This is a genomic window from Modestobacter sp. VKM Ac-2977 (assembly GCF_026968045.1).
GTDB lineage: Bacteria > Actinomycetota > Actinomycetes > Mycobacteriales > Geodermatophilaceae > Modestobacter.
Window position 1 is genome coordinate 577,386 of the sequence record NZ_JAPVBQ010000004.1, and the last position, 25,458, is coordinate 602,843.

Annotated in this window: 21 protein-coding genes; 3 read left to right on the forward strand and 18 right to left on the reverse strand. The window is 73.3% G+C overall.

Features of this window, described 5'->3' with window-relative positions; translation table 11 throughout:
* Nucleotides 1–13 precede the first annotated feature (13 nt).
* On the reverse strand, nt 14–877 hold the full coding sequence (gene htpX, locus O2V63_RS19400; protein WP_269169117.1) for a zinc metalloprotease HtpX: 864 nt from the start codon (nt 875–877) through the stop codon (nt 14–16).
* Between the two features lie 226 nt (nt 878–1,103).
* Between htpX and O2V63_RS19405 the strand changes: the two genes are divergently transcribed.
* Both O2V63_RS19405 and O2V63_RS19410 read left to right on the forward strand, forming a co-directional pair.
* Entirely contained in the window at nt 1,104–3,074 is a 1,971-nt protein-coding gene (locus O2V63_RS19405; protein ID WP_269169118.1) for a 2-oxoacid:acceptor oxidoreductase subunit alpha, read from the forward strand.
* Nucleotides 3,071–4,195, forward strand: coding sequence for a 2-oxoacid:ferredoxin oxidoreductase subunit beta (locus O2V63_RS19410; RefSeq protein WP_269169119.1), 1,125 nt, complete (start codon nt 3,071–3,073; stop codon nt 4,193–4,195). The genes O2V63_RS19405 and O2V63_RS19410 overlap by 4 nt, the downstream gene beginning before the upstream one ends.
* A gap of 62 nt (nt 4,196–4,257) precedes the next feature.
* Here the strand turns inward: O2V63_RS19410 and pdxR are convergent, their stop codons facing one another.
* Nucleotides 4,258–5,580: a MocR-like pyridoxine biosynthesis transcription factor PdxR gene (gene pdxR, locus O2V63_RS19415; RefSeq protein WP_269169120.1), complete on the reverse strand. Its 1,323-nt coding sequence runs from the start codon at nt 5,578–5,580 to the stop codon at nt 4,258–4,260.
* Nucleotides 5,581–5,706: 126 nt separating this feature from the next.
* Between pdxR and O2V63_RS19420 the strand changes: the two genes are divergently transcribed.
* Nucleotides 5,707–6,393 (forward strand): pyridoxamine 5'-phosphate oxidase family protein, encoded by a 687-nt coding sequence (locus O2V63_RS19420; protein ID WP_269169121.1) that lies wholly within the window; start codon nt 5,707–5,709, stop codon nt 6,391–6,393.
* Here the strand turns inward: O2V63_RS19420 and O2V63_RS19425 are convergent.
* From O2V63_RS19425 to O2V63_RS19500, 16 genes are all read right to left on the reverse strand, one after another.
* Nucleotides 6,377–7,567, reverse strand: coding sequence for a PQQ-dependent sugar dehydrogenase (locus O2V63_RS19425; RefSeq protein WP_269169122.1), 1,191 nt, complete (start codon nt 7,565–7,567; stop codon nt 6,377–6,379). The two genes, O2V63_RS19420 and O2V63_RS19425, sit on opposite strands and share 17 nt — an antisense overlap.
* A gap of 41 nt (nt 7,568–7,608) precedes the next feature.
* Nucleotides 7,609–8,685, reverse strand: coding sequence for a polyprenyl synthetase family protein (locus O2V63_RS19430; RefSeq protein ID WP_269169123.1), 1,077 nt, complete (start codon nt 8,683–8,685; stop codon nt 7,609–7,611).
* Nucleotides 8,686–8,759: 74 nt separating this feature from the next.
* Nucleotides 8,760–10,304: an NADH-quinone oxidoreductase subunit NuoN gene (nuoN, locus tag O2V63_RS19435; RefSeq protein WP_269169124.1), complete on the reverse strand. Its 1,545-nt coding sequence runs from the start codon at nt 10,302–10,304 to the stop codon at nt 8,760–8,762.
* Complete coding sequence (locus O2V63_RS19440; protein ID WP_269169125.1) at nt 10,304–12,013, reverse strand: NADH-quinone oxidoreductase subunit M; 1,710 nt, start codon at nt 12,011–12,013, stop codon at nt 10,304–10,306. The genes nuoN and O2V63_RS19440 overlap by 1 nt, the downstream gene beginning before the upstream one ends.
* Before the next feature lie 40 nt (nt 12,014–12,053).
* The gene (nuoL, locus tag O2V63_RS19445; protein ID WP_269169126.1) at nt 12,054–13,958 is read right to left on the reverse strand and encodes an NADH-quinone oxidoreductase subunit L; all 1,905 of its coding nucleotides are present in this window, start codon (nt 13,956–13,958) and stop codon (nt 12,054–12,056) included.
* Nucleotides 13,959–13,989: 31 nt separating this feature from the next.
* The gene (nuoK, locus tag O2V63_RS19450; protein WP_036333187.1) at nt 13,990–14,289 is read right to left on the reverse strand and encodes an NADH-quinone oxidoreductase subunit NuoK; all 300 of its coding nucleotides are present in this window, start codon (nt 14,287–14,289) and stop codon (nt 13,990–13,992) included.
* Entirely contained in the window at nt 14,286–15,176 is an 891-nt protein-coding gene (locus tag O2V63_RS19455; RefSeq protein WP_269169127.1) for an NADH-quinone oxidoreductase subunit J, read from the reverse strand. Before O2V63_RS19455 ends, nuoK begins: the two co-directional genes overlap by 4 nt.
* Nucleotides 15,173–15,841, reverse strand: a complete 669-nt coding sequence (nuoI, locus tag O2V63_RS19460) for an NADH-quinone oxidoreductase subunit NuoI (protein ID WP_269162904.1) — start codon at nt 15,839–15,841, stop codon at nt 15,173–15,175. Before nuoI ends, O2V63_RS19455 begins: the two co-directional genes overlap by 4 nt.
* Complete coding sequence (gene nuoH / locus O2V63_RS19465; RefSeq protein ID WP_269169128.1) at nt 15,834–17,273, reverse strand: NADH-quinone oxidoreductase subunit NuoH; 1,440 nt, start codon at nt 17,271–17,273, stop codon at nt 15,834–15,836. Before nuoH ends, nuoI begins: the two co-directional genes overlap by 8 nt.
* Nucleotides 17,270–19,789 carry an NADH-quinone oxidoreductase subunit G gene (locus O2V63_RS19470; protein WP_269169129.1) on the reverse strand — a complete coding sequence of 840 codons (2,520 nt, stop codon included), beginning with the start codon at nt 19,787–19,789 and terminating at the stop codon, nt 17,270–17,272. The genes nuoH and O2V63_RS19470 overlap by 4 nt, the downstream gene beginning before the upstream one ends.
* Entirely contained in the window at nt 19,789–21,114 is a 1,326-nt protein-coding gene (gene nuoF, locus O2V63_RS19475; protein WP_269169130.1) for an NADH-quinone oxidoreductase subunit NuoF, read from the reverse strand. The genes O2V63_RS19470 and nuoF overlap by 1 nt, the downstream gene beginning before the upstream one ends.
* A gap of 1 nt (nt 21,115) precedes the next feature.
* Complete coding sequence (gene nuoE, locus O2V63_RS19480; protein ID WP_269169131.1) at nt 21,116–22,120, reverse strand: NADH-quinone oxidoreductase subunit NuoE; 1,005 nt, start codon at nt 22,118–22,120, stop codon at nt 21,116–21,118.
* A 76-nt stretch (nt 22,121–22,196) separates the two neighbouring features.
* Nucleotides 22,197–23,519 (reverse strand): NADH-quinone oxidoreductase subunit D, encoded by a 1,323-nt coding sequence (locus O2V63_RS19485; protein WP_269169132.1) that lies wholly within the window; start codon nt 23,517–23,519, stop codon nt 22,197–22,199.
* A complete protein-coding gene (locus tag O2V63_RS19490) occupies nt 23,516–24,235 on the reverse strand; it encodes an NADH-quinone oxidoreductase subunit C (RefSeq protein ID WP_269169133.1) in 720 nt (239 codons plus the stop codon). Before O2V63_RS19490 ends, O2V63_RS19485 begins: the two co-directional genes overlap by 4 nt.
* Nucleotides 24,232–24,900 carry a NuoB/complex I 20 kDa subunit family protein gene (locus O2V63_RS19495; protein ID WP_442929046.1) on the reverse strand — a complete coding sequence of 223 codons (669 nt, stop codon included), beginning with the start codon at nt 24,898–24,900 and terminating at the stop codon, nt 24,232–24,234. Before O2V63_RS19495 ends, O2V63_RS19490 begins: the two co-directional genes overlap by 4 nt.
* Before the next feature lie 36 nt (nt 24,901–24,936).
* Nucleotides 24,937–25,299, reverse strand: coding sequence for an NADH-quinone oxidoreductase subunit A (locus tag O2V63_RS19500; protein WP_081975124.1), 363 nt, complete (start codon nt 25,297–25,299; stop codon nt 24,937–24,939).
* Nucleotides 25,300–25,458 lie beyond the last annotated feature (159 nt).

Sequence of the window (25,458 nt, forward strand, 5' to 3'; positions counted from 1 at the left end):
GGTGCAGGGGCCGTCAGCCCAGCTCCCGGGCCATCTGCTGCAGCCGCGCGATGCGCTCGGCCATCGGCGGGTGGGTGGCGAACATCGACGCCATCCCCTGCCCGCGGAACGGGTTGGCGATCATCAGGTGGCTCTGGGTCACCAGCCGGTCGTCCTGCGGCAGCGGCCGGGCCGCCACGCCGCGCTCGAGCTTGGACAGCGCACTGGCCAGCGCCAGCGGGTCGGAGCTGAGCCGCGCACCGGAGGCGTCGGCCTGGTACTCCCGGCTGCGGCTGACCGCCATCTGGACCAGGCCCGCGGCGACCGGACCGAGGAAGACCAGCAGCAGGCCGCCCAGCCCGCCGCCCTGGCGGTCCTCGGACCGGCCACCGAACAGCGAGGCGAACATCGCCATGTGCGCCAGATAGGTGATCACCGTGGCCATGGCGCCGGCGACCGAGCTGATCAGGATGTCGCGGTTGTAGACGTGCGACAGCTCGTGGGCCAGCACGCCGCGCAGCTCCCGACGGTCCAGCAGCTCCAGGATGCCCTGGGTGCAGCAGACCGCCGCGTTCCGCGGGTTGCGGCCGGTGGCGAAGGCGTTCGGCTGGCTCGTGGGGCTCACGTAGAGCCGGGGCATGGGCTGCCGGGCCTCGGTCGCCAGCTCGCGCACGATCGCGTACAGCTGCGGGGCCTGGGTCTCGGTGACCGGGAAGGCGCGCATCGCCCGCAGCGCCAGCTTGTCGGAGTTGAAGTACGCCCAGCCGTTCACGCCCAGCGCCAGCACCAGCGCGATGAGCAGCCCGCCGCGGCCGAAGAAGCTGCCGACCAGCAGGATGACCCCGGCCATCAGGCCCAGCAGCACGGCCGTCTTCAGTCCGTTGTTCCAGCGTTGCACGAGCGGTAGAACGCCGCCGGCCCGATCGCCGTTCCCCCGGCAGCTGGGGCCCGGCTGTGAGGTGAGCCGACCCTGTGTGGCTTCCCTCACGTCGGCGGCCGAGCCGGTCCCCCGGCGCGCCGCGCACGTAGCCTGGTGGGTCGGAGGTACCTCACACATGACTGGCACCAACCACGGGATCAGCGCCCCCGGAATCAGCTCCGCCGCGAACGGTGTTACCCCTGGCATGCACCCCGCCGTGGACCCCGACATCGACGCCGCCTCCAGCTCCGCCCCCGGCGGACTGGTGAAGAGCGTCGTCGCGCTCGACCGCGTCGTCATCCGGCTCGCCGGGGACTCCGGCGACGGGATGCAGCTCACGGGTGGGCGCTTCACCAGCGAGACGGCCTCGTTCGGCAACGACCTCTCGACGCTGCCGAACTTCCCCGCCGAGATCCGGGCGCCCACGGGCACCCTCCCCGGGGTCAGCAGCTTCCAGCTGCACTTCGCCGACCACGACATCATGACCCCGGGCGACGCCCCGGACGTGCTGGTCGTGATGAACCCGGCCGCGCTGAAGGCCAACCTCGTGGACCTCCCCGGCGGTGGCCTGCTGATCGCCGACTCCGACGAGTTCACCCCGCGGAACCTGGCCAAGGTGGGCTACGCCAGCAACCCGCTCGAGGACGGTTCGCTGGAGAAGTGGCAGCTGGTGAGCGTGCCGCTGACCTCGATGACCACCGACGCGCTCGCGGACTCCGGCCTGGGCAAGAAGGAGGCCGAGCGCAGCAAGAACATGTTCACCCTCGGCCTGCTGTCCTGGATGTACCACCGGCCCACCGAGGGCACGATCCGCTTCCTGGAGCGGCAGTTCCGCCGCAAGCCGCAGATCGCCGCGGCCAACATCGCCGCCTTCCGCGCCGGGTTCAACTACGGCGAGACGACCGAGGCCTTCGCGGTCTCCTACGAGGTCAAGCCGGCCCCGATGGCCCCGGGCAAGTACCGGCACATCTCGGGCAACCAGGCGCTCTCCTACGGCCTGGTCGCCGCGGGGCAGCGCTCGGGCCTGCCGGTGTTCCTCGGGGCCTACCCGATCACCCCGGCCAGCGACATCCTGCACGAGCTGTCCAAGCACAAGGCCTACGGCGTGCGCACCTTCCAGGCCGAGGACGAGATCGCCGGCATCGGCGCGGCCCTGGGCGCCTCCTTCGGTGGGGCGCTCGGTGTGACGACGACGTCCGGCCCGGGTGTGGCGCTCAAGGCCGAGACCATCGGCCTGGCCGTGATGACCGAGCTGCCGCTGCTCATCATCGACGTGCAGCGCGGCGGCCCGTCGACCGGGCTGCCCACCAAGACCGAACAGTCGGACCTGCTGCAGGCCCTCTACGGCCGCAACGGCGAGGCCCCGGTGCCGGTCATCGCGCCCCGCTCCCCCGGCGACTGCTTCGACGCCACGCTGGAGGCCGCGCGGATCGCGCTGACCTACCGGACGCCGGTCATCCTGCTGTCCGACGGCTACCTGGCCAACGGCGCCGAGCCGTGGTCGATCCCGGCCGCCGACGAGCTCCCCGACCTGCGCACGGAGTTCGCCACCGAGCCCAATGGTGAGGACGGCGAGTTCCTCCCCTACCTGCGTGACCCGGAGACCCTGGCCCGGCCCTGGGCGGTGCCCGGGACCGCGGGGCTGCAGCACCGGATCGGTGGGCTGGAGAAGGCCGACAAGACCGGCAACATCTCCTACGACCCGGCCAACCACGACTTCATGACCCGTACCCGGCAGGCCAAGGTCGACGGCATCGCCGCCTCGATCCCGGCGACCGAGGTCGACGACCCGAACGGGGACGCCCGGGTCGCGGTCATCGGTTGGGGCTCCACGTACGGCCCGATCGGCGCGGCCTGCCGTCGGATCCGCGCCTCGGGCCGCTCGATCGCCCAGGTGCACCTGCGCCACCTCAACCCGCTGCCGGCCGACCTGGGCGAGATCCTCGCCCGGTACGACCGGGTGGTCTGCCCCGAGATGAACCTCGGTCAGCTGGCCATGGTCCTGCGGGCCAAGTACCTGGTCGACGTACACAGCCACACCCAGGTGCGCGGACTGCCGTTCCGCGCCGCGGAGCTGGCCGCCGTCTTCCAGGACGTCATCGACGGGACCACCGGGACGGTCGCCACCCTCGACACCGGCTCCGACACCCCTGCACAGACGGGAGCGGCCCTGTGACCGCCATCGAGTCCACCAACGCGCACGTGCACGACCTCGGCATGCCCGCCGGAGGTCCGGACGTCACGACCATCGCCGGCGCCATCGACGCCTCGGTCGCGGCGAACGGTGAGAAGCAGACGACGCTGAAGGCCAAGGACCTCAAGACCGACCAGGAGGTGCGCTGGTGCCCGGGGTGCGGTGACTACGTCATCCTCAACGCGGTCCAGAGCTTCCTGCCCAGTCTCGGCATCGCCCGCGAGGACATGGTCATCGTGTCCGGCATCGGGTGCTCCTCCCGGTTCCCGTACTACATGAACACCTACGGGATGCACTCGATCCACGGCCGGGCCCCGGCCATCGCGACCGGCCTGGCCGCCTCCCGCCCCGACCTGTCGGTGTGGGTCGTCACCGGGGACGGCGATGCGCTGTCCATCGGTGGCAACCACCTGATCCACACCCTGCGCCGCAACGTGAACCTGACGATCCTGCTGTTCAACAACCGGATCTACGGGCTCACCAAGGGCCAGTACTCGCCGACGTCGGAGGTCGGGAAGGTCACCAAGTCCACCCCGATGGGCTCGATCGACGCCCCGTTCAACCCGGTGTCACTCGCGCTGGGCGCGGACGCGACCTTCGTCGGCCGGGCGATGGACTCCGACCGCAAGGGCCTCACCGACGTGCTGCGCCAGGCCGCGGAGCACCAGGGCACGTCGCTGGTGGAGATCTACCAGAACTGCAACATCTTCAACGACGGTGCGTTCGAGCTGCTCAAGGACCCGGCCACCGGCCCGATGTGGACGATCCCGCTGGTGCACGGCGAGCCGCTGGTCTTCGGCCCGGGGGGCGCCTCCTGCGTCGTCCGCGACGACTTCGGCGGCCTGCGGATCGCCGAGACCAACCAGGTCGACGCCAGCCAGATCGTGGTGCACGACGCGCACCGCGAGGACCCGTCGTACGCGTTCGCGCTGTCCCGGCTGTCCAGCCAGGACCTGCGCTACAGCCCGATGGGCGTCTTCCGGTCGGTGGCCAAGCCCACGTACGACCGGATGATGGCCGACCAGCTCGAGGACGCCGCGGCGCAGGAGCCCGCCGACCTCGACGCCCTGCTGGCCGGCGGCGACAGCTGGACCGTCAGCTGATCGCAGTCCAGCGCTGAACACCGGTGGCCGGAGGACCTCGAGGGTCCTCCGGCCACCGGCGTCTACGTCTCGCGGAGCACCTCGGTGAGCACCGCCAGGGCCCCGGCGAGCTCGTCTCTGGTGGGGTGGGCGAACCCGAGCACCAGCCCCGCCCGGTTCCCGTCGGCGCCGGTCAGGTGGTGGCGCCCCAGCCCGTCCAGGGCCACCCCGCGGGCCGCGGCCGCCGCGATGACCGCCGCCTCCGCCCCGGGGTCGGGCAGCGGCACCAGCACGTGGGCTCCGGCGGGGTCTCCGTCCGCCCGGCAGCCGGCCGCCGTCACCGCCGCGAGCACCTCCGCCCGGCGGCCAGCGAGCTCGCGGCGCAGCCGCCGCAGGTGCCGGGCGAGGTCGCCGGAGCCGGCCAGCGCGGCGAGGACCCGCTGACCGGCCCGAGCCGGGCGGGTGCCCGTCCTGGTGCGCCGGGCGAGCAGGTCGATGCGCAGGCCCGGTGGCGCCACCAGCCAGCCGGCACCCAGGGTCGGGCTCACGATCTTGCTGGTGGTGCCGAGGTGGACGACGACGTCCGGCCCCAGGGCCCCGAGCAGCGGCAGCGGCGCGACGTCGTAGCGCAGCTCACCGTCGTAGTCGTCCTCCAGCACCCACCAGCCCTCGGTGCGGGCGCGGGCGACGAGGTCCAGCCGGCGGGCTGCCGACATCCGCCGGCCGAGCGGGTACTGGTGGGCCGGGGTGCAGTAGACGGCGGCCAGCCCGGCCGGCACCGCGGAGACGACCAGTCCGTCGCGGTCGACCGGGACGGGCACCGGCTGCACACCGGCGTCGACCAGCGCACCGACGACCCGCTGGTACCCCGGGTCCTCCACCCCGACCCGGCTGCCAGGGGGCAGGACGCGGGCGACCTCGGCCACGGCGGCCGACGTGCCGGACGTGGCCAGCACGTCGGCCGCGGTGGCCGACAGCCCCCGGTGGCGCAGCAGGTGCTCGGCGACGGCGGCGCGGAAGGCCGGGTCCCCGGCCGACTCGGTGGTGGCATCGGGCGCGCTGTCCCCAGCGGCGCGCCAGGCTCGCCGCCAGGCCGCCTGGTCGAGCACCTCGAGACAGGGCGACCCGGCCCGCAGGTCGACGAGCGCAGGACCCGCCGGCGGCGCGACCCGGCCGGCGCGGGCCGCTGCCGGTGGGGCCAGCACCGAGCCGACCACGAACGTGCCCACCCCCCGGCGCCCGGCAGCCCACCCCTCGGCCAGCAGCTGGTCGTAGGCGGCTGCGGTGACCGTCCGGCTGACCCGCAACGCCGTCGCCAGCTCGCGGGTGGACGGCAGTCGGTCACCGGGGCGCAGCGCACCGGCCACGGCGGCCTCCCGCAGCCCGTCGGCCAGCTGCGCCGCCAACGGCCTCGCGGCCGACCGGTCGAGGACGACGGGCGGGACGTCGATCAGCGGACACCTCCGGTGGCCTGGCAGAAAAGCGTCGGAATGGCCCTTGGAGGATGCCACGGCGTGCTGCACGTTGGGGCCATGGACGTCGCAGCCCCGCTCTCCCCCACCCCCCGCAGCACCATCCGCCGGGGGGCACGCCGCGCCCGCACCGACCGCACGGAGCTGTACGCCGCGCTGGACGCCGGGCTCGTCGGCCACCTGGGCGTCGTGCTCGACGGCGCGCCGGTGGTGCTGCCCACCGGGTACGGCCGGGTCGGCGACACCCTCTACCTGCACGGCTCGACCGGGGCGGCCACACTGCGCGCCGCCGCGGCCGGCCAGCCGGTGGCCTTCACCGTCACCCACGTCGACGGCGTCGTCTACGCGCGCTCGTCCTTCCACCACTCGATGAACTACCGCTGCGCGGTCGTGCACGGCACCGCGCAGCTGGTCATCGACCCCGCCGAGCGGCTGCGCGCGCTGGCGGCGCTGACCGAGCAGCTGGCGCCGGGATCCTGGACGGCGACCCGGCAGCCGGACCGCCGGGAACTGGCCGCCACCGCCGTCCTGGCGCTGGACCTCGCCGATGCGAGCCTGAAGGTGCGCACCGGCCCGCCCGGGGACGACGAGCGCGACCTGGCGGCCGATGCCGGCCCGTCGCCGGTGTGGGCCGGGGTCCTGCCGCTGCGCACCGTGCTCGGCGAGCCGGAGCCCGATCCGCTGCTCCCGGCCGGGGTGCCGGTACCGCCCCGGGTGCGGGACCGGGCGCTCAGCCGCCCGGGGTGACCCGGAGCACCTGGTCCTCGCCGCCGCCGTTGTCGGTGGTCACGTACAGCGCGTCCTCCCCCTGCTCGGGGGTGCGGATGCGGCCGTAGGTGTCCTCGAGCTCGGGGAGCCGGAAGGACTCGACCAGCTCGCCGTCCTCGGTCAGCCGGAGCGCGAGGACGCCGGTGTCCTTCTGCACGCCGACCAGCAGCAGCCCGTCGTAGTCGCCCCAGGCCTCCCCGTCGAGGAACGTCGCCCCGGACGGCGCGATGGTCGGCTCGCCGGAGGACCAGACCGCGGGCACGGCGCCGGGGGCGGTCATCGGCACGCTCTCGTCGTAGACGCCCGCCCCGACCGGGTCCCAGCCGTGGTCGGCACCCGGCTGGAGCAGGTTCACCTCGTCGTCCCGGTCGGGCCCGTGCTCCACCGAGTACACCTGGCCGGAGTCGGGGTGCACGGCCAGGCCCTGCACGTTGCGGTGCCCGTACGTCCAGATCCGGTCAGCGGCGTCGGCGACGTCGGTGAACGGGTTGTCCGGCAGGGCCTCACCGGTCTGCGGGTCGATCCGGAGGACCTTGCCGGCGAGTGAGCCGAGGTCCTGGGGGTTGGTGCCGACGGCGTTGTCACCGGTCCCGACGAAGAGCGCGCCGTCGGGGCCGAACTCGACCCGGCACCCGCCGTGCCGGCCGCTGTCGGCGTTGACCGGGATGCCGCCCAGGAGTGGGTCGGCGACCCGGGTGGCGGCGGTCCACCCCTCGTCCACCGTCCAGGCGATCACCTGGATCTCGGCGCCATCGGCGGACTGCACGCCCTGGCAGGTGTAGAAGCGCCGGTTGTCGGCGAAGGCGGGGTCGAGGGCGAGGCCCATCAGGCCGGTCTCCCCCTCGGCGAACAGGTCGTCGAAGTCCGTGTCCAGCGGGCGCGCCTCGCCGTCGGGCAGCACCGCGGTCAGGCCGCCGGCGCGCTCGTCGACCAGCAGGGTGCCGTCCGGTGCCTGGGCGACGTCCCAGGGGTGGTCGAGCCCGTCGAGCACCACCTCGACGTCCAGCGCGGGGGCACCGGTGGGTGCGGACACCGGCGCAGGGGCGGCAGCACCGGAGTCAGCAGCGCCGGAGTCAGCAGCGCCGGAGTCGGTGGCACCGCAGGCGACGAGCAGCAGGAGCGGGGGCAGGGCCACCCAGGGACGGCGGGTCATCCTCCCCAGGATGCCCCCGATCCGACCGACGGGGGCGGCCGTCAGCTGGTGCGGGTCACCACGTACGTGCACAGCCCGGACAGGGCCTCGCGCACCGGGCCGTCGGGCACCGCCGTCAACCGGTTGCGGGCCCGGTCGGCGTACTCGCCGAGCACCGCGGTGGCCCGGGCGAGGGAGGTCGAGCTGCGCAGCAGGGCGAGCGCCTCGGCGTGCTCGGAGTCGTCGACGACCGGGCCGGCGACCAGCTCGCGGAGCCGGGCCTCGGCCGGGTCGTCGCCGGCCAGGGCGAACAGCACCGGCAGGGTGGCGATCCCCTCGCGCAGGTCCGTTCCGGGCCGCTTCCCGGACACCCCGGCCTCGCTGACGATGTCGATCAGGTCGTCGGAGAGCTGGAAGGCCACCCCGACCTCCTCACCGAACGCGGTCAGCGCGGTGACCAGCTCCGGGGCGGCGCCGGCGAACGAGGCACCGAAGCGGGCGGAGGTGGCGACCAGGGACCCGGTCTTGTCGGCCAGCACCCCGAGGTGGTGGCCGACAGCGTCCTCGCCCGGCTGGGCGCCGACGGTCTCCCGCAACTGGCCGGTGACCAGCCGCTCGAACGTCCGGGCCTGCACCCGGACGGCCTCCGGACCGAGGTCGGCCAGCAGGTCCGACGCCCGGGCGAAGAGGAAGTCGCCGGTCAGGATGGCGACGCTGTTGGTCCAGCGGCTGTTGGCGCTCGGGGCGCCCCGGCGGACGGAGGCCTCGTCCATCACGTCGTCGTGGTACAGCGTGGCCAGGTGGGTCAGCTCGCAGACGACGGCCGCGTCGACCACTTCGGGGGCGTCCGCGTCGCCGAGCTGGGCGGCGAGCAGGGCCAGCAGCGGCCGGAACCGCTTGCCGCCGGCGGCCATCAGGTGACCGGCGGCCTCGTTCACGAACGCGTGCTCGCTGGCGACCGAGGAGGCCAGCCGGGCCTCCACCCGCGCCAGCCCGTCGGACAGGGCCGCACCGAGCTCACCGTCGGGCAGCCAGGGGCCGATCGTCGAGGCCGGGCTGGCGGGCCGGTGCCACGACTGGCCCTCGCGCTGGGGGTCGCGTCCGCCGCCCTGGGGGCTGGTGGTGCCGGCTCCGGTCATCAACCGACGAAGATAGCCGCCGCGCACGGCCCCCGGCGCACCGGCCTACCGTCAGCCGGGCCGTCCGGAGCCGGTCAGCCGACGAACACCGCGGCCGACTCGGCCAGCTCGAGCACCGCCCCGGGCAGGACGCCGAGCACCAGCGTCGCGGCCGCGGTGACCGCGAGCACGATCGTCGTCGGCAGGCCGGGGACGCCGACGGTGGGGCCGTCGGGCGCGGGGTCGGAGAAGTACATGAGCACGACGACCCGCAGGTAGAAGAACGCCGCGATCGCACTGGCGACCAGGGCGGTGACGACCAGCGGCCAGGCCCCGGCCTCGATCGCGGCCCGGAAAACGGCGAACTTGCCGGTGAACCCGCTGGTGAGCGGGATGCCGGCGAGGGCCAGCAGGAAGAAGGACATCAGGGCGGCCACCAGCGGGGAGCGCTGCGCCAGGCCGGCCCACTGGGAGAGGTGGGTGGCCTCGCCGTCGCCGTCCCGGACCAGGGTGAGCAGCCCGAACGCGCCGAGCGTGGTGAGGCCGTAGGTGACCAGGTAGAACATGGTCGCGGCCAGCCCGTAGCCGGTGCCGTCCGGGCCGAGGCCGATGACCCCGGTGAGCAGGAAGCCGGCGTGGGCGATCGAGGAGTAGGCCAGCATCCGCTTGACGTCGGTCTGGGTGAGCCCGAGCACCGCGCCGACCACCATGGAGGCGATCGCCAGGGCGTAGACCAGCGGGCGCCAGGTCCAGTCGGCGGTGCCGAAGGCCACGTAGAGCAGCCGCAGCACCGCCCCGAAGGCGGCGACCTTGGTGGCCGCGGCCATGAAGGCGGTCACTGCGGTGGGGGCGCCCTGGTAGACGTCGGGGGTCCAGCTGTGGAAGGGCGCGACGCTGGCCTTGAACATCAGCCCGACCACGAGCAGGCCCAGCCCGATCACCATGAGGGCGCTGCCGCCCTCGGTCACCACGGCCACCCGCACGTCGGACAGTCGCACGCTGCCGGTCGCGCCGTAGACGAGGGCGAGCCCGTACAGGAAGAAGGCCGAGGCGAACGCGCCGAGCAGGAAGTACTTGACCGCCGCCTCCTGGGACAGCAGCCGCCGGCGGCGGGCCAGCCCGGACAGCAGGTACAGCGGCAGGCTGAGCACCTCGAGCGCCACGAACATGAGCAGCAGGTCGTTGGCGGCGGTGAACAGCATCATGCCGCCGATGGCGAAGGTGGCCAGCGGGTAGACCTCGGTCTGCACCCGCTCGGAGGTGGCCAGCTCACGGTCCCGGACGCTGCCGGCCGGGACCGCGGCGGCGGCGACGAACGCCGAGCGGGCCGGGTCCAGGGCGCGCTCGCTGAACAGCAGGACCGACAGCGCGCCCAGGATGGCGATCGTCCCCTGCAGGAACAGGGCCGGCCCGTCGACGGCCAGCGCCCCGGCAGCGGTGACCTCCTCGGTGCCGGCCAGCAGCAGCGTGGCGACGAAGGCCCCGATGGTGCCGACCAGGGCGATCGTCACCTGCACGGGATGGCGCACGGACCGGGGCGTGAACGCCTCGACCAGGACGCCGACGCACGCGGCACCGAAGACGAACAGCAGCGGTGCGAGCGCCGCGTAGGACAGGTCCGGTGCCTCGATGGCGCCCATCAGTCGGTCCCCCCGGTCCCGGTGCTGCCCGGTGCAGCCGGCGTGCTGCCCCCGGGGTCGACGCCGATGTCGCTCATGGTCGCCTCGACCGCCGGGCTGACCAGGTCGATCAGCGGCTGCGGGTACACCCCGAGCACCAGGATCAGGGCGACCAGCGGCGTGACGACGGCGATCTCCCGCCCGGACAGGTCGCGGACCGCCAGTACCCGGGCCCGCGCCGGCGCCTCCAGCACCGCGGTCGCCCCGCCGGCGCCGCGCTCGGGGACGGCGGTGGCGCCACCCCCGGCGCCGTGGTCGCCAGCGCCGTGATCAGCAGGGTCGTGGTCGCCAGCGCCGTCCTCGTCGACCAGGAGCACGCCGCGCGGCGGCCCGTGCATGACCCGCTGGTACATCAGCAGCACGTAGAGGGCGGCCAGCACGATCCCCACGGTGGCGATGATCGTGAACACCGGACGGGTCGGGAACGCCCCGATCAGCACCAGGAACTCGCTGACGAAGCTGTTGGTGCCCGGCAGCGCGAGGGAGGCCAGCCCGGCGAGCAGGAAGACCCCGGCCAGCAGCGGCGCCTTGGCCGCCAGCCCGCCGTAGTCGCGGATCTGCCGGGAGCCGCCGCGGGCGATGACCATGCCGACGACGATGAACAGCAGGCCGGTGGCGATGCCGTGGTTGACCATGTAGAGCACCGCGCCGGTGGCCGCCTCGGTGGTGAAGGCGAAGATGCCCAGCGCGATGAAGCCGAAGTGCGCGATCGAGGTGTAGGACACCAGCCGCTTCATGTCGCTCTGCCCGACGGCCAGCAGCGCGGCGTAGATGATCCCGGCCACGGCGAGCACCAGCACCCAGGGGGCCAGGTCGCGGGAGGCGTCGGGGAACAACGGCAGGCAGTAGCGCAGGAAGCCGAAGGTGCCGACCTTGTCCAGCACACCGACCAGCAGCACGGCGCCGCCGATGGGCGCCTCGGCCCCGGAGTCGGGCAGCCAGGTGTGGAACGGCACCAGCGGCGCCTTGATGGCGAAGGCGAGGAAGAAGCCGGCGAACAGCAGCTTCTGCACGTTCGGGTCGATCTCCAGCTGGCGCAGCGCGTCGAAGGCGAAGGTGCCCTCCCCGAGCTGGGAGTTGCTGACCACGTACAGCCCGATCACCGAGGCGAGCATGACCAGCCCGCCGAGCAGGCTGTACAGGAAGAACTTGACCGCGGCGTACTGCCGGTTCTCACCCCCGAAGCTGCCGATCAGGAAGTACATCGGCACGAGCATCGCCTCGAAGAAGACGTAGAACAGGAAGACGTCGGTGGCGGCGAAGACCCCGACCATCAGCGACTCGAGCAGCAGCAGCCACGCCCAGAAGGCGGTCATCGACCGCGCCGGGCGGCCCGGCCGGGGCAGCGGGGTGTCCCGCCACGAGGCGCCGACGACGACCGGCACCAGCACGCCGATCAGCAGCAGCATCGACAGTGCGATGCCGTCGACGCCGAGGGCGAAGTCGACCCCGAAGTCGGGGATCCAGGCCACCGAGGTGGTCAGCTGGAACCGCTCGCCGCCGGGGTCGAAGGCGACGGTGGTCAGCACGGCGAGCAGCAGCACCAGCAGGCTCACCGCCAGGGCGAGCTGGCGGGCCAGCGCCTCCCGGGCGGCCGGCAGCGCCGCGACGACCGCCGCACCGACCGCCGGGACGACGATCATCAGGACCAGCCAGGGGACGTCGGTCACGGCCGGGCCGCCTCTCCGCGGGTGGGGGTGTCAGGGGTGGTCATGCCGTCACCGCGACCAGCGCACCGGCGACCAGCACCGCGCCGCCGAGGATGCCGAGGGCGTAGCTGCGGACGAACCCGGTCTGCGCCCGGCCCAGCCGGGCCGAGCCGCCGCCCAGCGCGGCGGCCGCTCCGTTGACCGCGCCGTCCACCCCGCGGGCGTCCAGCCAGACCAGCGCGCGGGTGAGCCACACCCCGGGGCGCATGACGAGCGACTCGTTGATCGTGTCGGCGTACAGCCCACGGCGCGCGGCGGTGACCACCGGCGAGACGCGGGCCGGCGCCGTCGTCGGCACCTCGCGGCGGCCGACGAACAGCCAGGCCGTGAGCGCCCCAAGGGCGACGACCACGGTGACGACGATGCTGACCACCAGCGGCGACACCAGGTGCGCGGCCTCCTCCGGCTCGCCGAACACCGGCTCCAGCCAGCCGCTGAGCGGGAAGGCCGCCACCAGCAGGAAGCCCGCCGCGACCGACCCGAAGGCCAGCAGCACCATCGGCGCCGTCATCGACGCCGGGGCCTCGTGCGGGTGCACGCCCTCCTCCCAGCGGGGGCGGCCGAAGAAGGTCATCAGCATCAGCCGGGTCATGTAGAAGGCGGTGAGCCCGGCACCGAGGACGGCGACCCCGCCGAGCACCCAGCCCGACCAGCCGCCGCGGTCCAGCGCCACCTCGATGATCGCGTCCTTGGTCCACCAGCCGGACAGGAACGGGAAGCCGATCAGTGCGAGGTAGCCCAGTCCGAAGGTGACGAAGGTGATCGGCAGCTTCCTGGCCAGGCCGCCGAAGCGGCGCATGTCCACGGAGTCGTCCATCGCGTGCATCACCGAGCCGGCGCCGAGGAACAGCCCGGCCTTGAAGAAGCCGTGCGCCAGCAGGTGGGCGATGGCGGCCGCGTAGCCGACCGGCCCGAGGCCCACGGCCAGGAACATGTAGCCGATCTGGCTGACCGTGGAGTAGGCCAGCACCTTCTTGATGTCGTCGTGGGCGCAGCCGGCGATGGCCCCGATCAGCAGGGTCACCGCGCCGACGGCCAGGACGACGGTGCGGGCGGTGGGCGTGGCGTCGTAGACCGGGGCGCTGCGGGCGATCAGGTACACCCCGGCGGTCACCATCGTGGCCGCGTGGATGAGCGCCGAGACCGGCGTCGGGCCCTCCATCGCGTCGGGCAGCCAGGCCTGCAGCGGGAACTGGCCGGACTTGCCGCAGGCGCCGAGCAGCAGGAGCAGCCCGATCGCGGTGACGGTGCCGCCAGCGAGCAGCCCGACCGAGCCGAAGACGCCGGCGTAGGACGTCGTCCCGAGCTGGGCGAACATCAGGAAGATCGCCAGCGCCAGGCCGACGTCCCCGACCCGGTTCATCAGGAAGGCCTTCTTGGCCGCCGTGGCGGCCGCCGGGCGGGTGTGCCAGAAGGCGATGAGCAGGTAGGACGCCAGGCCGACGCCCTCCCAGCCGACGTAGAGGGCCACGTAGCTGTTGCCCAGGACCAGCAGCAGCATCGCCGCGACGAACAGGTTGAGGTAGGCGAAGAACCGGCGGCGGCCGGGGTCGTGCGCCATGTAGCCGATCGAGTAGACGTGGATCAGCGCACCGACCCCGGTGATCAGCAGGGCGAAGACCGCCGACAGCGGGTCGAACAGCAGCCCGGCGGTGACGTCGAGGTTGCCGGTGTCGATGAAGGTGAACAGGTCCAGGCTGACCGTGCGGCCGGCGCGTTCGGTCAGCGCGAGGGTGCAGGCCAGCGCGACGGCGAACGCCGCGACCACGGTGCCGGTCGCCAGCAGGTGCCCCCAGCGGTCGGTACGCCGCCCACCCAGCAGCAGCAGCGCCGCACCGGCCAGCGGCAGCACGATCACCAGCCACGCGACGGACAACAGTCCGTCGACCGGGACCGACGCAGGCACGACCTCGTTCACCCCTGGGCTCCCGTTCCGCTCAGTACTTCAGCAGGTTGACGTCGTCGACCGAGGCCGAGCGGCGGGTGCGGTAGATCGACATGATGATCGCCAGGCCGATGACCACCTCCGCGGCGGCGACGACCATCACGAACAGGGCGATGACCTGCCCCTCGACCGTCCCGGTGCTCCGGGCGAAGGTGATCAGCGTGAGGTTCACCGAGTTGAGCATCAGCTCGATGCACATGAACACGACGATCGCGTTGCGCCGGACCAGGACGCCGACTGCGCCGATGGTGAACAGGATCGCGGCCAGCACCAGGTAGTTCGTGATGGTCATCGGGGCGCGCCCTCTCCACTGCCGGGGACCGGGCCGGTGGTGCCGCCGCCGATCGTGCCGAGCGCCGCGTCGGTGCCCCCGGCGTGCGGCAGCCCCTCCCGTTCGATCCCGACGCTGCCGGTGCGCGGCAGCTCGTCGACCCGCACGGGCTCGACCCCGGTCGCGAAGCTGCTCGGCGCGAGACCGCCGTCGGGCAGCCGGCCGGGCGCGGCGATGGAGTTGGCCCGCGCGTAGACGCCGGGCCCGGGCAGCGTCTGCGGCCGGTCGGTGAGGAACCGGGCGCGGGAGCGCTCCTTCTGGCTGCGCAGGACGCCGGGCTCCCGTTCGGCGTGGGTGAGCATCAGCGCACCCACCGCGGCGACGATGAGCAGCGCACCGGTGACCTCGAAGGCCAGCACGAAGCGCCCGTAGAGCACGGCGGCGATCGCCTCGACGTTGCCGGCGGCCGGCCCGCCCTCGGTGCCCTGCACCGCCGTCAGACCGATGACCGGCAGGTCCTCGGCGCCCCGCGCGACACCGGCACCCACCAGCCCGGCGAAGCCGATGCCCAGGACGATCGCCGCCACCCGCTGCCCACGCAGCGTCTCGACCACCGAGTCCGACGTCTCCCGGCCGACCAGCATGAGCACGAAGAGGAACAGGATCATGATCGCGCCGGTGTAGACGATGATCTGCGCCGCACCGAGGAACGGCGCCTCCTGGACGACGTAGAAGACGCCCAGGCTGAGCATGGTGGCGACCAGCCACAGCGCGGAGTGGACGGCGTTGCGGGACAGCACCATCCCCAGCGCACCGGCCAGGGCGACCGGGGCCAGCACCCAGAAGACGATGGTCTCCCCGGTGCCGATGACCACCCCGGTGTCCGCAGCGGCGGCCAGCACGCTCATGCCCGCTCCCCGACCACCGGCTCGGCGGCCGACCCGGGCTGCGGCGCCCGCACGTAGTAGTCCTGCTCGCTCTCGCCCAGCCGCATCGGGTGCGGCGGCTGCTCCATCCCCGGGAGCAGCGGGGCCATCAGCTGCTCCTTGGTGTAGATCAGCGCCTGGCGGTCGTCGTCGGCGAGCTCGAAGTCGTTGCTCATCGTCAGCGACCGGGTGGGGCAGGCCTCGATGCACAGGCCGCAGAAGATGCAGCGCAGGTAGTTGATCTGGTAGACGGCGCCGTAGCGCTCACCCGGGGAGAAGCGGGCGTCCTCGGTGTTGTCCCCGCCCTCGACGTAGATGGCGTCGGCCGGGCAGGCCCAGGCACAGAGCTCGCAGCCCACGCACTTCTCCAGGCCGTCGGGGTGCCGGTTGAGCACGTGCCGGCCGTGGTAGCGCGGCTTGGTCTGCTTCGGGACCTCCGGGTACTCCTCGGTGGTCACCTTCTTGAACATCGTGGCGAAGGTGACCCCGAACCCCTGGGCGGGCCCGGGCAGCCAGCTGGACCGCTTGCCGGGGGCCGTGCTGGACGGCGCCGCGGAGGACTGCCGGGCGATGGCCGTGCCCTCCCGCCGGGCCGGGCTGGCGCCGGACGTCGGCTCGGTGGGGGGCGGCGGGGTGGGCTCAGACATCGTCGGTCTCCTCAGGCGTGGTCGAGCTGCTGCGCCGGCCGGTGCCGACCACGGTCCCGGCGCTGACGGACTCCCGGCTGCGCAGCCGCGGGGAGGGCGGGACGACCAGGTCCATCGGGGGCACCGGGAACCCGCCGGCGGCCCGGTCCCGGCCCCGGGCGTCGAGCACCTGCGGCTCGGCCGGTGCCGGCCCGCCGGCGGCGGCCTCGCGGGCGGCGACCCGGGTGTCCCGGTTGCGCATCCGGGAGGCCAGTAGCAGCCCACCCAGCAGCAACAGCGCGATCGGCACCCCCACGAAGACCGCCATCTCGCCGGCGTCCACGTCGGTCTCCCGGGCGACGGCGCGCAGCGTCGCGACGACGAGGATCCAGACCAGGCCGACCGGGACGAGCACCTTCCAGCCGAAGCTCATGAACTGGTCGTAGCGGAGCCGGGGCAGCGTGCCGCGCAACCAGACGAAGACGAACAGCGCGACGACGACCTTGGCGAAGAACCACAGCAGCGGCCACCAGCCGGTGTTGGCGCCGTCCCAGATCGAGATCGGCCAGGGCGCCCGCCAGCCGCCGAGGAAGAGCGTGGCGGCCAGCGCGGAGACGGTGACGATGTTGATGTACTCGGCCAGGAAGAACAGCGCGAACTTCAGCGACGAGTACTCGGTGTGGAAGCCGCCGACCAGCTCGCTCTCGGCCTCGGGGAGGTCGAACGGCGCCCGGTTGGTCTCGCCCACCACGGCGATGGCGTAGATGACGAAGGACACCGGCAGCAGGACGGCGAACCAGCTGGGCCCGGTGAACTCGAGGCCGAAGAGGGACAGCTCGGTGCCGTCGGCCTGGGCGGCGACGATCTCCGAGGTCGACATCGAGCCGGCGTAGAGGAACACCGCGACGATCGACAGGCCCATCGCGATCTCGTAGCTGATCATCTGGGCCGCGCTGCGCAGCGAGCCGAGCAGCGGGTAGGTCGACCCGGAGGCCCAGCCGCCGAGCACGATGCCGTAGACGCCCATGGCCGAGCAGGCCAGCACGATGAGCACCCCGATCGGGGAGTCGACGAGCTGCAATGGCGTGCGCTCGCCGAAGATGCTGACCGTCGGGCCGAGCGGGATGACCGAGAAGGCCAAGAACGCCGGGATGGTGGCGATGACCGGCGCCAGGAAGTACACCGGCTTGTCGGCCAGCGCCGGCATGATGTCCTCCTTGAACGCCAGCTTCAGGCCGTCGGCGAGGCTCTGCAGGTAGCCGCGCGGCCCGACCCGGTTGGGGCCGATCCGCTGCTGCATCCGGGCGACGACCTTGCGCTCGAAGACGATGGCGAACAGCGTCATCAGCACCAGCACCCCGAAGATGCCGACGATCTTGATGAGCACGATCCACCAGACGTCGTTCCCGAAGTCCACCAGCGTCGGCTGGTCGGCGGCGGCGAAGACGGTCACTCCTGGGCTCCCCGCAGGCTCGAGACGGACGTCGCGCCGGCCGGGGTGGGCGGCGGACCCGCCAGCCGGACGACGGAGCCGGGGCCGGCGCCGAGCTGGGCGCGGACCTCGCTGCCCGGCGAGCGCATCGGCAGCCAGACCACCCCGTCGGGCATCTCGACCAGCTGCACCGGCAGCGTGACCGCCCCGGCCGGGCCGGTGACGGTGAGCGGGTCGCCGTCGGCCAGGTCGAGCCGGCGGGCGGCGTCCTTGCCCAGCCGGGCGACCGGGGGGCGGGCGGTGCCGGCCAGCGCCGGCTCCTCCCGCTGCAGCGTCCCGACGTCGACCAGTTGCCGCCAGGAGGCGAGCACCGCCTCGTCCTCGGCCAGCTCCGGCAACGGTGCCGGGACGACGTCGGCCCCGGTGCCGACGGGTGCCTGCGCAGCGCCACCGAGGGCGGCCAGCTGGGCGCGGACCTCGGTCACCGAGCCCACCCGCAGGTCGACGCCGAGGTGCTCGGCCAGGCCCTGGAGCACCCGGCCGTCGGTGAGCTGGCCGGAGCCGTGCAGGGTCGCGTCGAAGGGGCGGACCCGTCCCTCCCAGTCCAGGTAGCTGCCGGCCTTCTCCGGGGCGGCGGCGACCGGCAGGACGACGTCGGCGTGCGCGGTGACCGCGGTCGGGAACAGCTCCAGGCTGACCACGAACCGGGCCGCCTGCAGCGCCCGCTCGGCCAGCACCGGGTCGGGCAGGTCGGCGGGGTCGACACCCCCGACGAGCAGGCCCCCCAGAGAGCCGTCCCGGGCGGCGGTGAGGATGCCGGTGAGGTCGCGTCCCGGCGTCGCCGGCACGTCGGCTCCCCAGCGCTGGGCGACGGCGGCCCGGTCGGCGGCGCTGGCGACAGTGCGGCCGCCCGGGAGCAGGGTCGGCAGCGCGCCCACCTCGACAGCGCCCCGCTCCCCCGCCCGGCGCGGCACCCAGCCGATCCGGGCGCCGGTCTCGGCGGCGAGGGCGCTGACCGCGGAGAAGCCGCCCGGCACCTCGGCCAGCCGCTCGCCGGCCAGGATGACCGCGCCCGGGCGGAACAGCGCGACGGCCACCTCGGCGAGGACGCCGTCCACCGGGTTGGCGGCGAGCGTCTGCAGCAGCTGGGCCTCCTGGCCCGGGACCGTCGGCAGCACGGTGGCCTGCAGCTTCTCCGCGGCCCGCGTGCCGAAGGGGGCCACGTCGAACACCTTCAGGCCCGCCGTCCGGACCGCCCGGCGCAGCCGCAGGAAGACGATCGGCGACTCCTCCTCCGGCTCGAAGCCGACCAGCAGCACCGTCGGTGCGGTGGTCAGGTCGTCGTAGCTGACCGCGCCGGCCCCAGGAGCGGTGCCGGCGACGTGCGTGGCCAGGAAGTCCAGCTCCTCGGCCGAGTGCGCGCGGGCCCGGGCGTCGACGTCGTTGGTGCCCAGCGCCACCCGGGCGAAGGCGGCCCAGGCGTAGGCGTCCTCGACGGTCAGCCGGCCACCCGGCAGCACCCCCACCCCGCCGGCCGCGCGCGCGGCGCGCAGACCCTCGGCGGCCGCAGCCCACGCCTCCGGCCACGAGGCCGGCTGCAGCTCACCGTCCCGCCGGACCAGCGGCGTCATCAGCCGCTCGTTGCTGCTGGCGTAGCGGAAGGCGTAGCGGCCCTTGTCGCAGTTCCACTCCTGGTTGACCGCCGGGTCCTCCCCGGCCAGCCGGCGGGTGACCGTGCCGCGCCGGTAGTCGGTGCGCTGGGCGCAGCCGCTGGCGCAGTGCTCGCAGACGCTGGGCTCGCTGCGCAGGTCGAACGGGCGGGCGCGGAACCGGTAGGTGGCGCTGGTCAGCGCGCCGACCGGGCAGATCTGGGTGGTGTTGCCGGAGAAGTAGGACTCGAACGGCTCGTCCTCGTAGACCGCCACCTGCTCCAGCGCGCCGCGCTCGAACAGCTCGATGAACGGGTCGCCGGCCACCTGCTGGCTGAACCGGGTGCAGCGGGCGCAGAGCACGCACCGCTCGCGGTCCAGCAGCACCTGCGAGCTGATCGGCAGCGGCTTGGGGTAGGTGCGCTTGGCCTCGATGAACCGGGACTCGGCGCGCCCGTTGCTCATCGCCTGGTTCTGCAGCGGGCACTCCCCGCCCTTGTCGCAGACCGGGCAGTCCAGCGGGTGGTTGATCAGCAGCAGCTCCATGTTGCCCTGCTGCGCCTTGTCCGCGACCGGGCTGCTCAGCTGGGTCCGCACCACCATGTCCGGGGCCACCGGCGTGGTGCAGGACGCGGCCGGCTTGCGCTGGCCCTCCACCTCGACCAGGCACTGCCGGCAGGCACCGATCGGGTCGAGCAGCGGGTGGTCGCAGAAGCGCGGGATCTGGATGCCGATCTGCTCGGCGGCCCGGATGATCAGAGTGCCCTTGGGCACGGCGACCGGGAAGCCGTCGATGGTGCAGTGGACGGCGTCGGGCGGGGTGTGCGGGCCGGGTGCGCCCGGCGGCAGCGCCGACGCGGGTTCGGGGGTGGCCGGGGTGAGGGTCATCAGGCTGCTCCAACCGGCTCGAGCCGCAGTGAGCGGCCGAGGCGGGCCTGCTCCTCGACCGGCAGCAGGGCCACGTAGTCGTCCTTGAAGTACTTCAACGAGCTGGCGATGCAGCTGGTGGCACCGTCGCCGAGGGCGCAGAACGCGCGGCCCAGGATGTTGTCGCAGGTGTCGGTGAGCAGGTCGAGGTCGGCGGCCCGGCCCTCACCACGCACCAGCCGGTCCAGGATCTGGACGAGCCAGTAGGTGCCCTCCCGGCACGGGGTGCACTTGCCGCAGCTCTCGTGCGCGTAGAACTCGGTGAACCGGAGCGTGGCCTCGACGATCGAGTCGGTCTCGTCGAAGACCATCAGCGCGGTGGTGCCCAGCATCGAGCCGGCCGCGGCGACCGAGTCGAAGTCCAGCGGCACGTCGAGGTGCTCGGCGGTGAAGTAGGGGGTCGAGGAGCCCCCCGGGGTCCAGAACTTGAGCTCGTGACCGGGCCGGACGCCGCCGGCCATGGCCAGCAGCTCGCGCATCGTCGTCCCCATCGGGGCCTCGTACTGGCCCGGGCGGACCACCCGGCCCGACAGCGAGTAGATCTTCGGGCCGGGCGATTTCTCCGGGCCCATGCTCTTGAACCACTCGGCGCCGCCGCGCACCACGTACGGCACGCTGGCCAGCGTCTCCACGTTGTTGATCACCGTCGGGGAGCCGTAGAGGCCGGCGACGGCGGGGAACGGCGGCTTGAGCCGGGGCTGCCCGCGGTAGCCCTCCAGGGAGTCCAGCAGTGCGGTCTCCTCGCCGCAGATGTAGGCCCCCGCGCCGGCGTGCACCACCAGCTCGAGGTCGTAACCCGTGCCCAGCACGTCGCTGCCGAGGTAGCCGGCGGCGTAGGCCTCCTGCACCGCGGCCATCAGCCGGCGGTGGGCGTGCACCGCCTCACCGCGGACGTAGATGACGGCGAAGTGCGAGCGGATCGCGTAGGCGGTGATGATCACGCCCTCCACCAGGGAGTGCGGGTCGGCCATCATCAGCGGGAGGTCCTTGCAGGTGCCCGGCTCGCCCTCGTCGGCGTTGACCACCAGGTACTTCGGCGCCGCGGCCGGGCCGGTGGGCTCCTCTCCCGGCTTGGGCTGGGGGATGAAGGACCACTTCATCCCGGTGGGGAAGCCGGCGCCGCCGCGACCGCGCAGGCCGGAGTCCTTGACCAGCGCGACGACGTCGTCCGGCGCCATCTCCAGGGCCGAGCGGAGCGCGCGGTAGCCGTCGAGGCGCTCATAGGTGTCCAGCGTCCAGGAGCGGGGCGCGTCGAAGCGGGCGGTGAGGACGGGGGTCAGGGGCATGTCAGGTCTCCCGCTCGATCGAGCTGTTCTGCCCGGCGCCCGAGCTGGTGGGCGGGGTGTCGGTGCCCTCGCGGCCGCGCTCGGCCGGCTGGCGACCGGCGGGCTCGGGGGTGTCCGGGTGGTGCTGCGCCGCACCGGCCCGCTCGGCCGGGGTGTCCGCGGAGGCGACGGCGGTGTCGGCGGCCTGCTCGGACGCCGTCTCGCCCGGCCCGCCCGCGGGCTCGACGTCCGGCTCCGGCGCCTGCTCGGGCTGGGCGTCGCCCATCGGCGGCGCGGTCTCGCCGCGCTCGGCGGCCAGCCGCACCCCGACCAGCGTCGGCCCACCGGCCGACGGGGCGTCGATCGCCGCCCGCTCGGCCTCGAGGTCGGCGTGCTGGGAGAAACCGGCCAGCTGGCGGGAGACGCCGCGGAAGTCGGTCAGCGGCGCCCCGCGGGTGGGTGGCGGCTTCTCCCCCATCCGCAGCGCGGTGACCAGCGCCCGGGCCGACTCGACGTCCTGCTGGTCGTAGAACTCGTAGTCGACGGTGACCACCGGCGCGTAGTCGCAGGCGGCCAGGCACTCGGCGTGCTCCAGGGTGACCGAGCCGTCGGCGGCGGTCTGGTCGTGGCCCACGCCGAGGTCGGCGGAGATCGCGTCGTAGATCCGCTGCCCGCCGAGGACGGCGCAGAGCGTGTTGGTGCAGACGCTGACCAGGTGCTCACCCGTCGGGTGCCGCTTGTACATCGTGTAGAAGGTCGAGACCGCGCCCACCTCGGCCTTGGTCAGCCCGAGCAGCCGGGCGCAGAACCCGACGCCCTCGGGCGAGACGTAGCCCTGCACCGACTGGACCAGGTGCAGCATCGGCAGCAGCGCCGACCGTTCCTGCGGGTAGCGGGCCATCAGCTCGCGGGCCTCGGCCTCGGTCTGCTCGGTCAGCGGCGGCAGGTCCGGGGCGGCCGGCTCGACCGGGCTGGAGTCCAGCCCGGTGACCGCCGTCCCCTCGGGGGAACCAGGCAACACGCTCACGTCGTCACCTCGCTGGCGCTCGTCGACGCCGCTCGCGCGGCGCTGCTGTGCTCTCTGGATGAGCTCGCAAGCTCGCTCACCTGTCCACTCCCCCCATCACGGGGTCGATCGAGGCGATCGCGGCGATGACGTCGGCGATCATGCCGCCCTCGCTCATCGCCGCGGTGGCCTGCAGGTTCACGAAGCTGGGGTCCCGGACGTGCACCCGGAACGGGCGGGTGCCGCCGTCGCTGACCACGTGGTAGCCGAGCTCGCCGCGGGGGGACTCGATGGCCGTGTAGACCTGGCCGGCCGGCACCCGGAAGCCCTCGGTGACCAGCTTGAAGTGGTGGATCAGGGCCTCCATCGACTGGCCCATGATGTGCCGGACGTGGTCCAGGGAGTTGCCCATGCCGTCGGCGCCCAGGGACAACTGCGCCGGCCAGGCGATCTTCTTGTCCTCGACCATCACCGGCCCGGGCTCGAGCCGGTCCAGCGCCTGGCCGATGATCTTGATCGACTCGGTGATCTCGCCCATCCGCACCAGGTAGCGGCCCCACGCGTCGCAGGTGTCGGCCGTCGGCACCTCGAAGTCGTAGGTCTCGTAGCCCAGGTAGGGCTCGACCTTGCGCATGTCCCACGGGATGCCGGCCGCGCGCAGGACCGGGCCGGTGACGCCGAGGGCCACGCAGCCGGTGAGGTCGAGGTAGCCGGTGTCCTTGAGCCGTCGCTGCCAGATCGGCTGGCCGGTGAGCAGCCGGTGGGTGCCGGCAACCCGCTCGGGGAGGACGGCGAGCAGCTCCCGCACGGACTCGACGGCACCCTCCGGGAGGTCCTGCGCCAGACCGCCGGGGCGGACGTAGGCGTGGTTCATCCGCAGCCCGGTGATCTCCTCGAGCACGTCCAGGACCAGCTCCCGCTCCCGGAAGCCGTTGGTCATGCCGGTGAGCGCGCCCATCTCCATGCCGAAGGTGGCCAGCGCGACCAGGTGCGAGGCGATCCGGTTGAGCTCCATGACCAGCACCCGGATGGTCTGCGCCCGCGGCGGCGCCTCGATGCCGAGCAGCTTCTCCACGGCCAGGCAGTAGCCGGTCTCGTTGAACAGCGGGGCCAGGTAGTCCATCCGCGTGACCAGGGTCGTGCCCTGGGTCCAGGTGCGGTACTCCGTCGTCTTCTCGATGCCGGTGTGCAGGTAGCCGATGACGACGCGGGCCTGGGTGACCGTCTCGCCCTCGAGGTCGAGCACCAGGCGGAGCACCCCGTGCGTGGAGGGGTGCTGCGGGCCCATGTTGACCACGAGCCGCTCGTCGCCCTGGGTGTCGGCGCCGAAGGTCTGGTCCCAGTCGCCGCCGGTGACCGTGTAGACCCGGCCCTCGGTGGTCTGCCGGGAGCCGGCGTAGGGGTCCTGGGTGGTGGTCATCGGTAGCTCCGGCGCTCGTCGGGGGGCGGGATCTGCGCGCCCTTGTACTCGACCGGGACGCCGCCGAGCGGGTAGTCCTTGCGCTGGGGGTGGCCCTCCCAGTCGTCGGGCATGAGGATCCGGGTCAGCGCCGGGTGGCCGTCGAAGACGACGCCGAACATGTCCCAGGCCTCGCGCTCGTGCCAGTCCGCAGTCGGGTAGACGGAGGTGACCGAGGGGACGTGCGGGTCCTCGGCGGTGACCGCCACCTCCAGCCGGATCCGCCGGCGGTAGGTCATCGAGGTCAGGTGGTAGACGACGTGCAGCCGCGGCCGCTCCGGCGTCGCAGCCGGACCGCCGCTGTCGGCGTAGTCGACGCCGGAGACGCTGCTGCACAGCTCGAAGCGCAGCGACTCGTCGTCCCGCAGCGCCTGGACCAGGGTGAGCAGGTGCTCGCGGGCGACGAAGTACGTGATCTCGCCCCGGTCGACCAGGACCCGGTGGACGGCGGCGGCGTAGGTGGCCTCACCGACCGCGTCGATCAGCGCGTCGGTGACCTCGTCGAACCAGCCGCCGTAGGGCCGGTCGGTGGAGTGCAGCGCGACGGCCCCGCCGGGCTCGACCCGGACCAGCCCACCGAAGCCGGAGGTGTCGCCGCTGCCGGTGACCCCGAAGGCGCCCTTGCGGAACCCCCCACCGGGCTCGGTCGCCGCGTCGAAGCCGGCCTCGTCGCTCATCGCTCCGCTCCGGGCAGGGCGACGGCGTTGCCTCCGCGCTGCTCGATGGCGAACTGACCGGTGCGGCCCTCGGCGGCGGCCTGCTCGTAGGCGCGCTTCGCCGCCGGGTCGGCCCGGACGCTGGAGGGCATCGCGAGGTGCAGCTCCGGCGCCGTCCCGTTGGCCCGGGCTGCGGCCTGCTCCCGGGCGCGCTTGGCGCCCAGCGGCTGGTGCTGGATCTTGTGGTGCAGCTTGAGGATGGCGTCGGTGAGCATCTCCGGCCGCGGTGGGCAGCCGGGCAGGTACATGTCCACCGGGACGATGTGGTCGACGCCCTGCACGATCGCGTAGTTGTTGAACATGCCGCCGGAACTGGCGCAGACGCCCATGGCGAGCACGTAGCGCGGCTCGGGCATCTGGTCGTAGATCTGCCGGAGGACCGGGGCCATCTTCTGGCTGACCCGCCCCGCCACGATCATCAGGTCGGCCTGGCGGGGGGAGGCACGGAAGACCTCCATGCCGAAGCGGGCCAGGTCGTAGCGGCCGGCGCCGGAGGCCATCATCTCGATCGCGCAGCAGGCCAGGCCGAAGGTGGCAGGCCAGAGCGAGGACTTGCGGGTCCAGTTGACCAGCTTCTCCACGCTGGTCAGCAGGACGCCGCTGGGGAGCTTCTCCTCCAGGCCCATGTCAGCGGCCTCCGTCCGTGCTCGGTCCGGTGCAGGTCAGTCCCATTCCAGCCCTCCGCGGCGCCACTCGTAGACGAAGGCGATGAAGACGGTGCCGATGAAGACGGCCATCGCGGTGAGGCCCCACAGGCCCAGCGCGTCGTTGGCGACCGCCCACGGGTAGAGGAAGACGATCTCGATGTCGAAGACGATGAACAACATCGCGGTCAGGAAGTACTTGACCGGGATCCGCCCGCCGGTGAGCGGCTGGTCGACCGGCTCGATGCCGCACTCGTAGGCCTGCACCTTCGCGCTGTTGTAGCGGCGCGGGCCGATGAACGGGGCCGCGGTGACCGAGAAGAGCGCGAAGCCCGCCGCGAGCACGAAGAGCCCGACCAGGGGCACGTAGTTCGACAGCATCAGCAGCCCCCGAGCCAGGCGTTCCGCGGGACGGTGAGGGGCGTGCACGACCTCGGGCGGACCACTGCGACGACCTCCGCTCACATCCGACGACCGGACGACCCCTTGTGAACTGCTTCACCCTGTGCTTGTGAACTGGTTCACAAGGTCGAGTGGCCG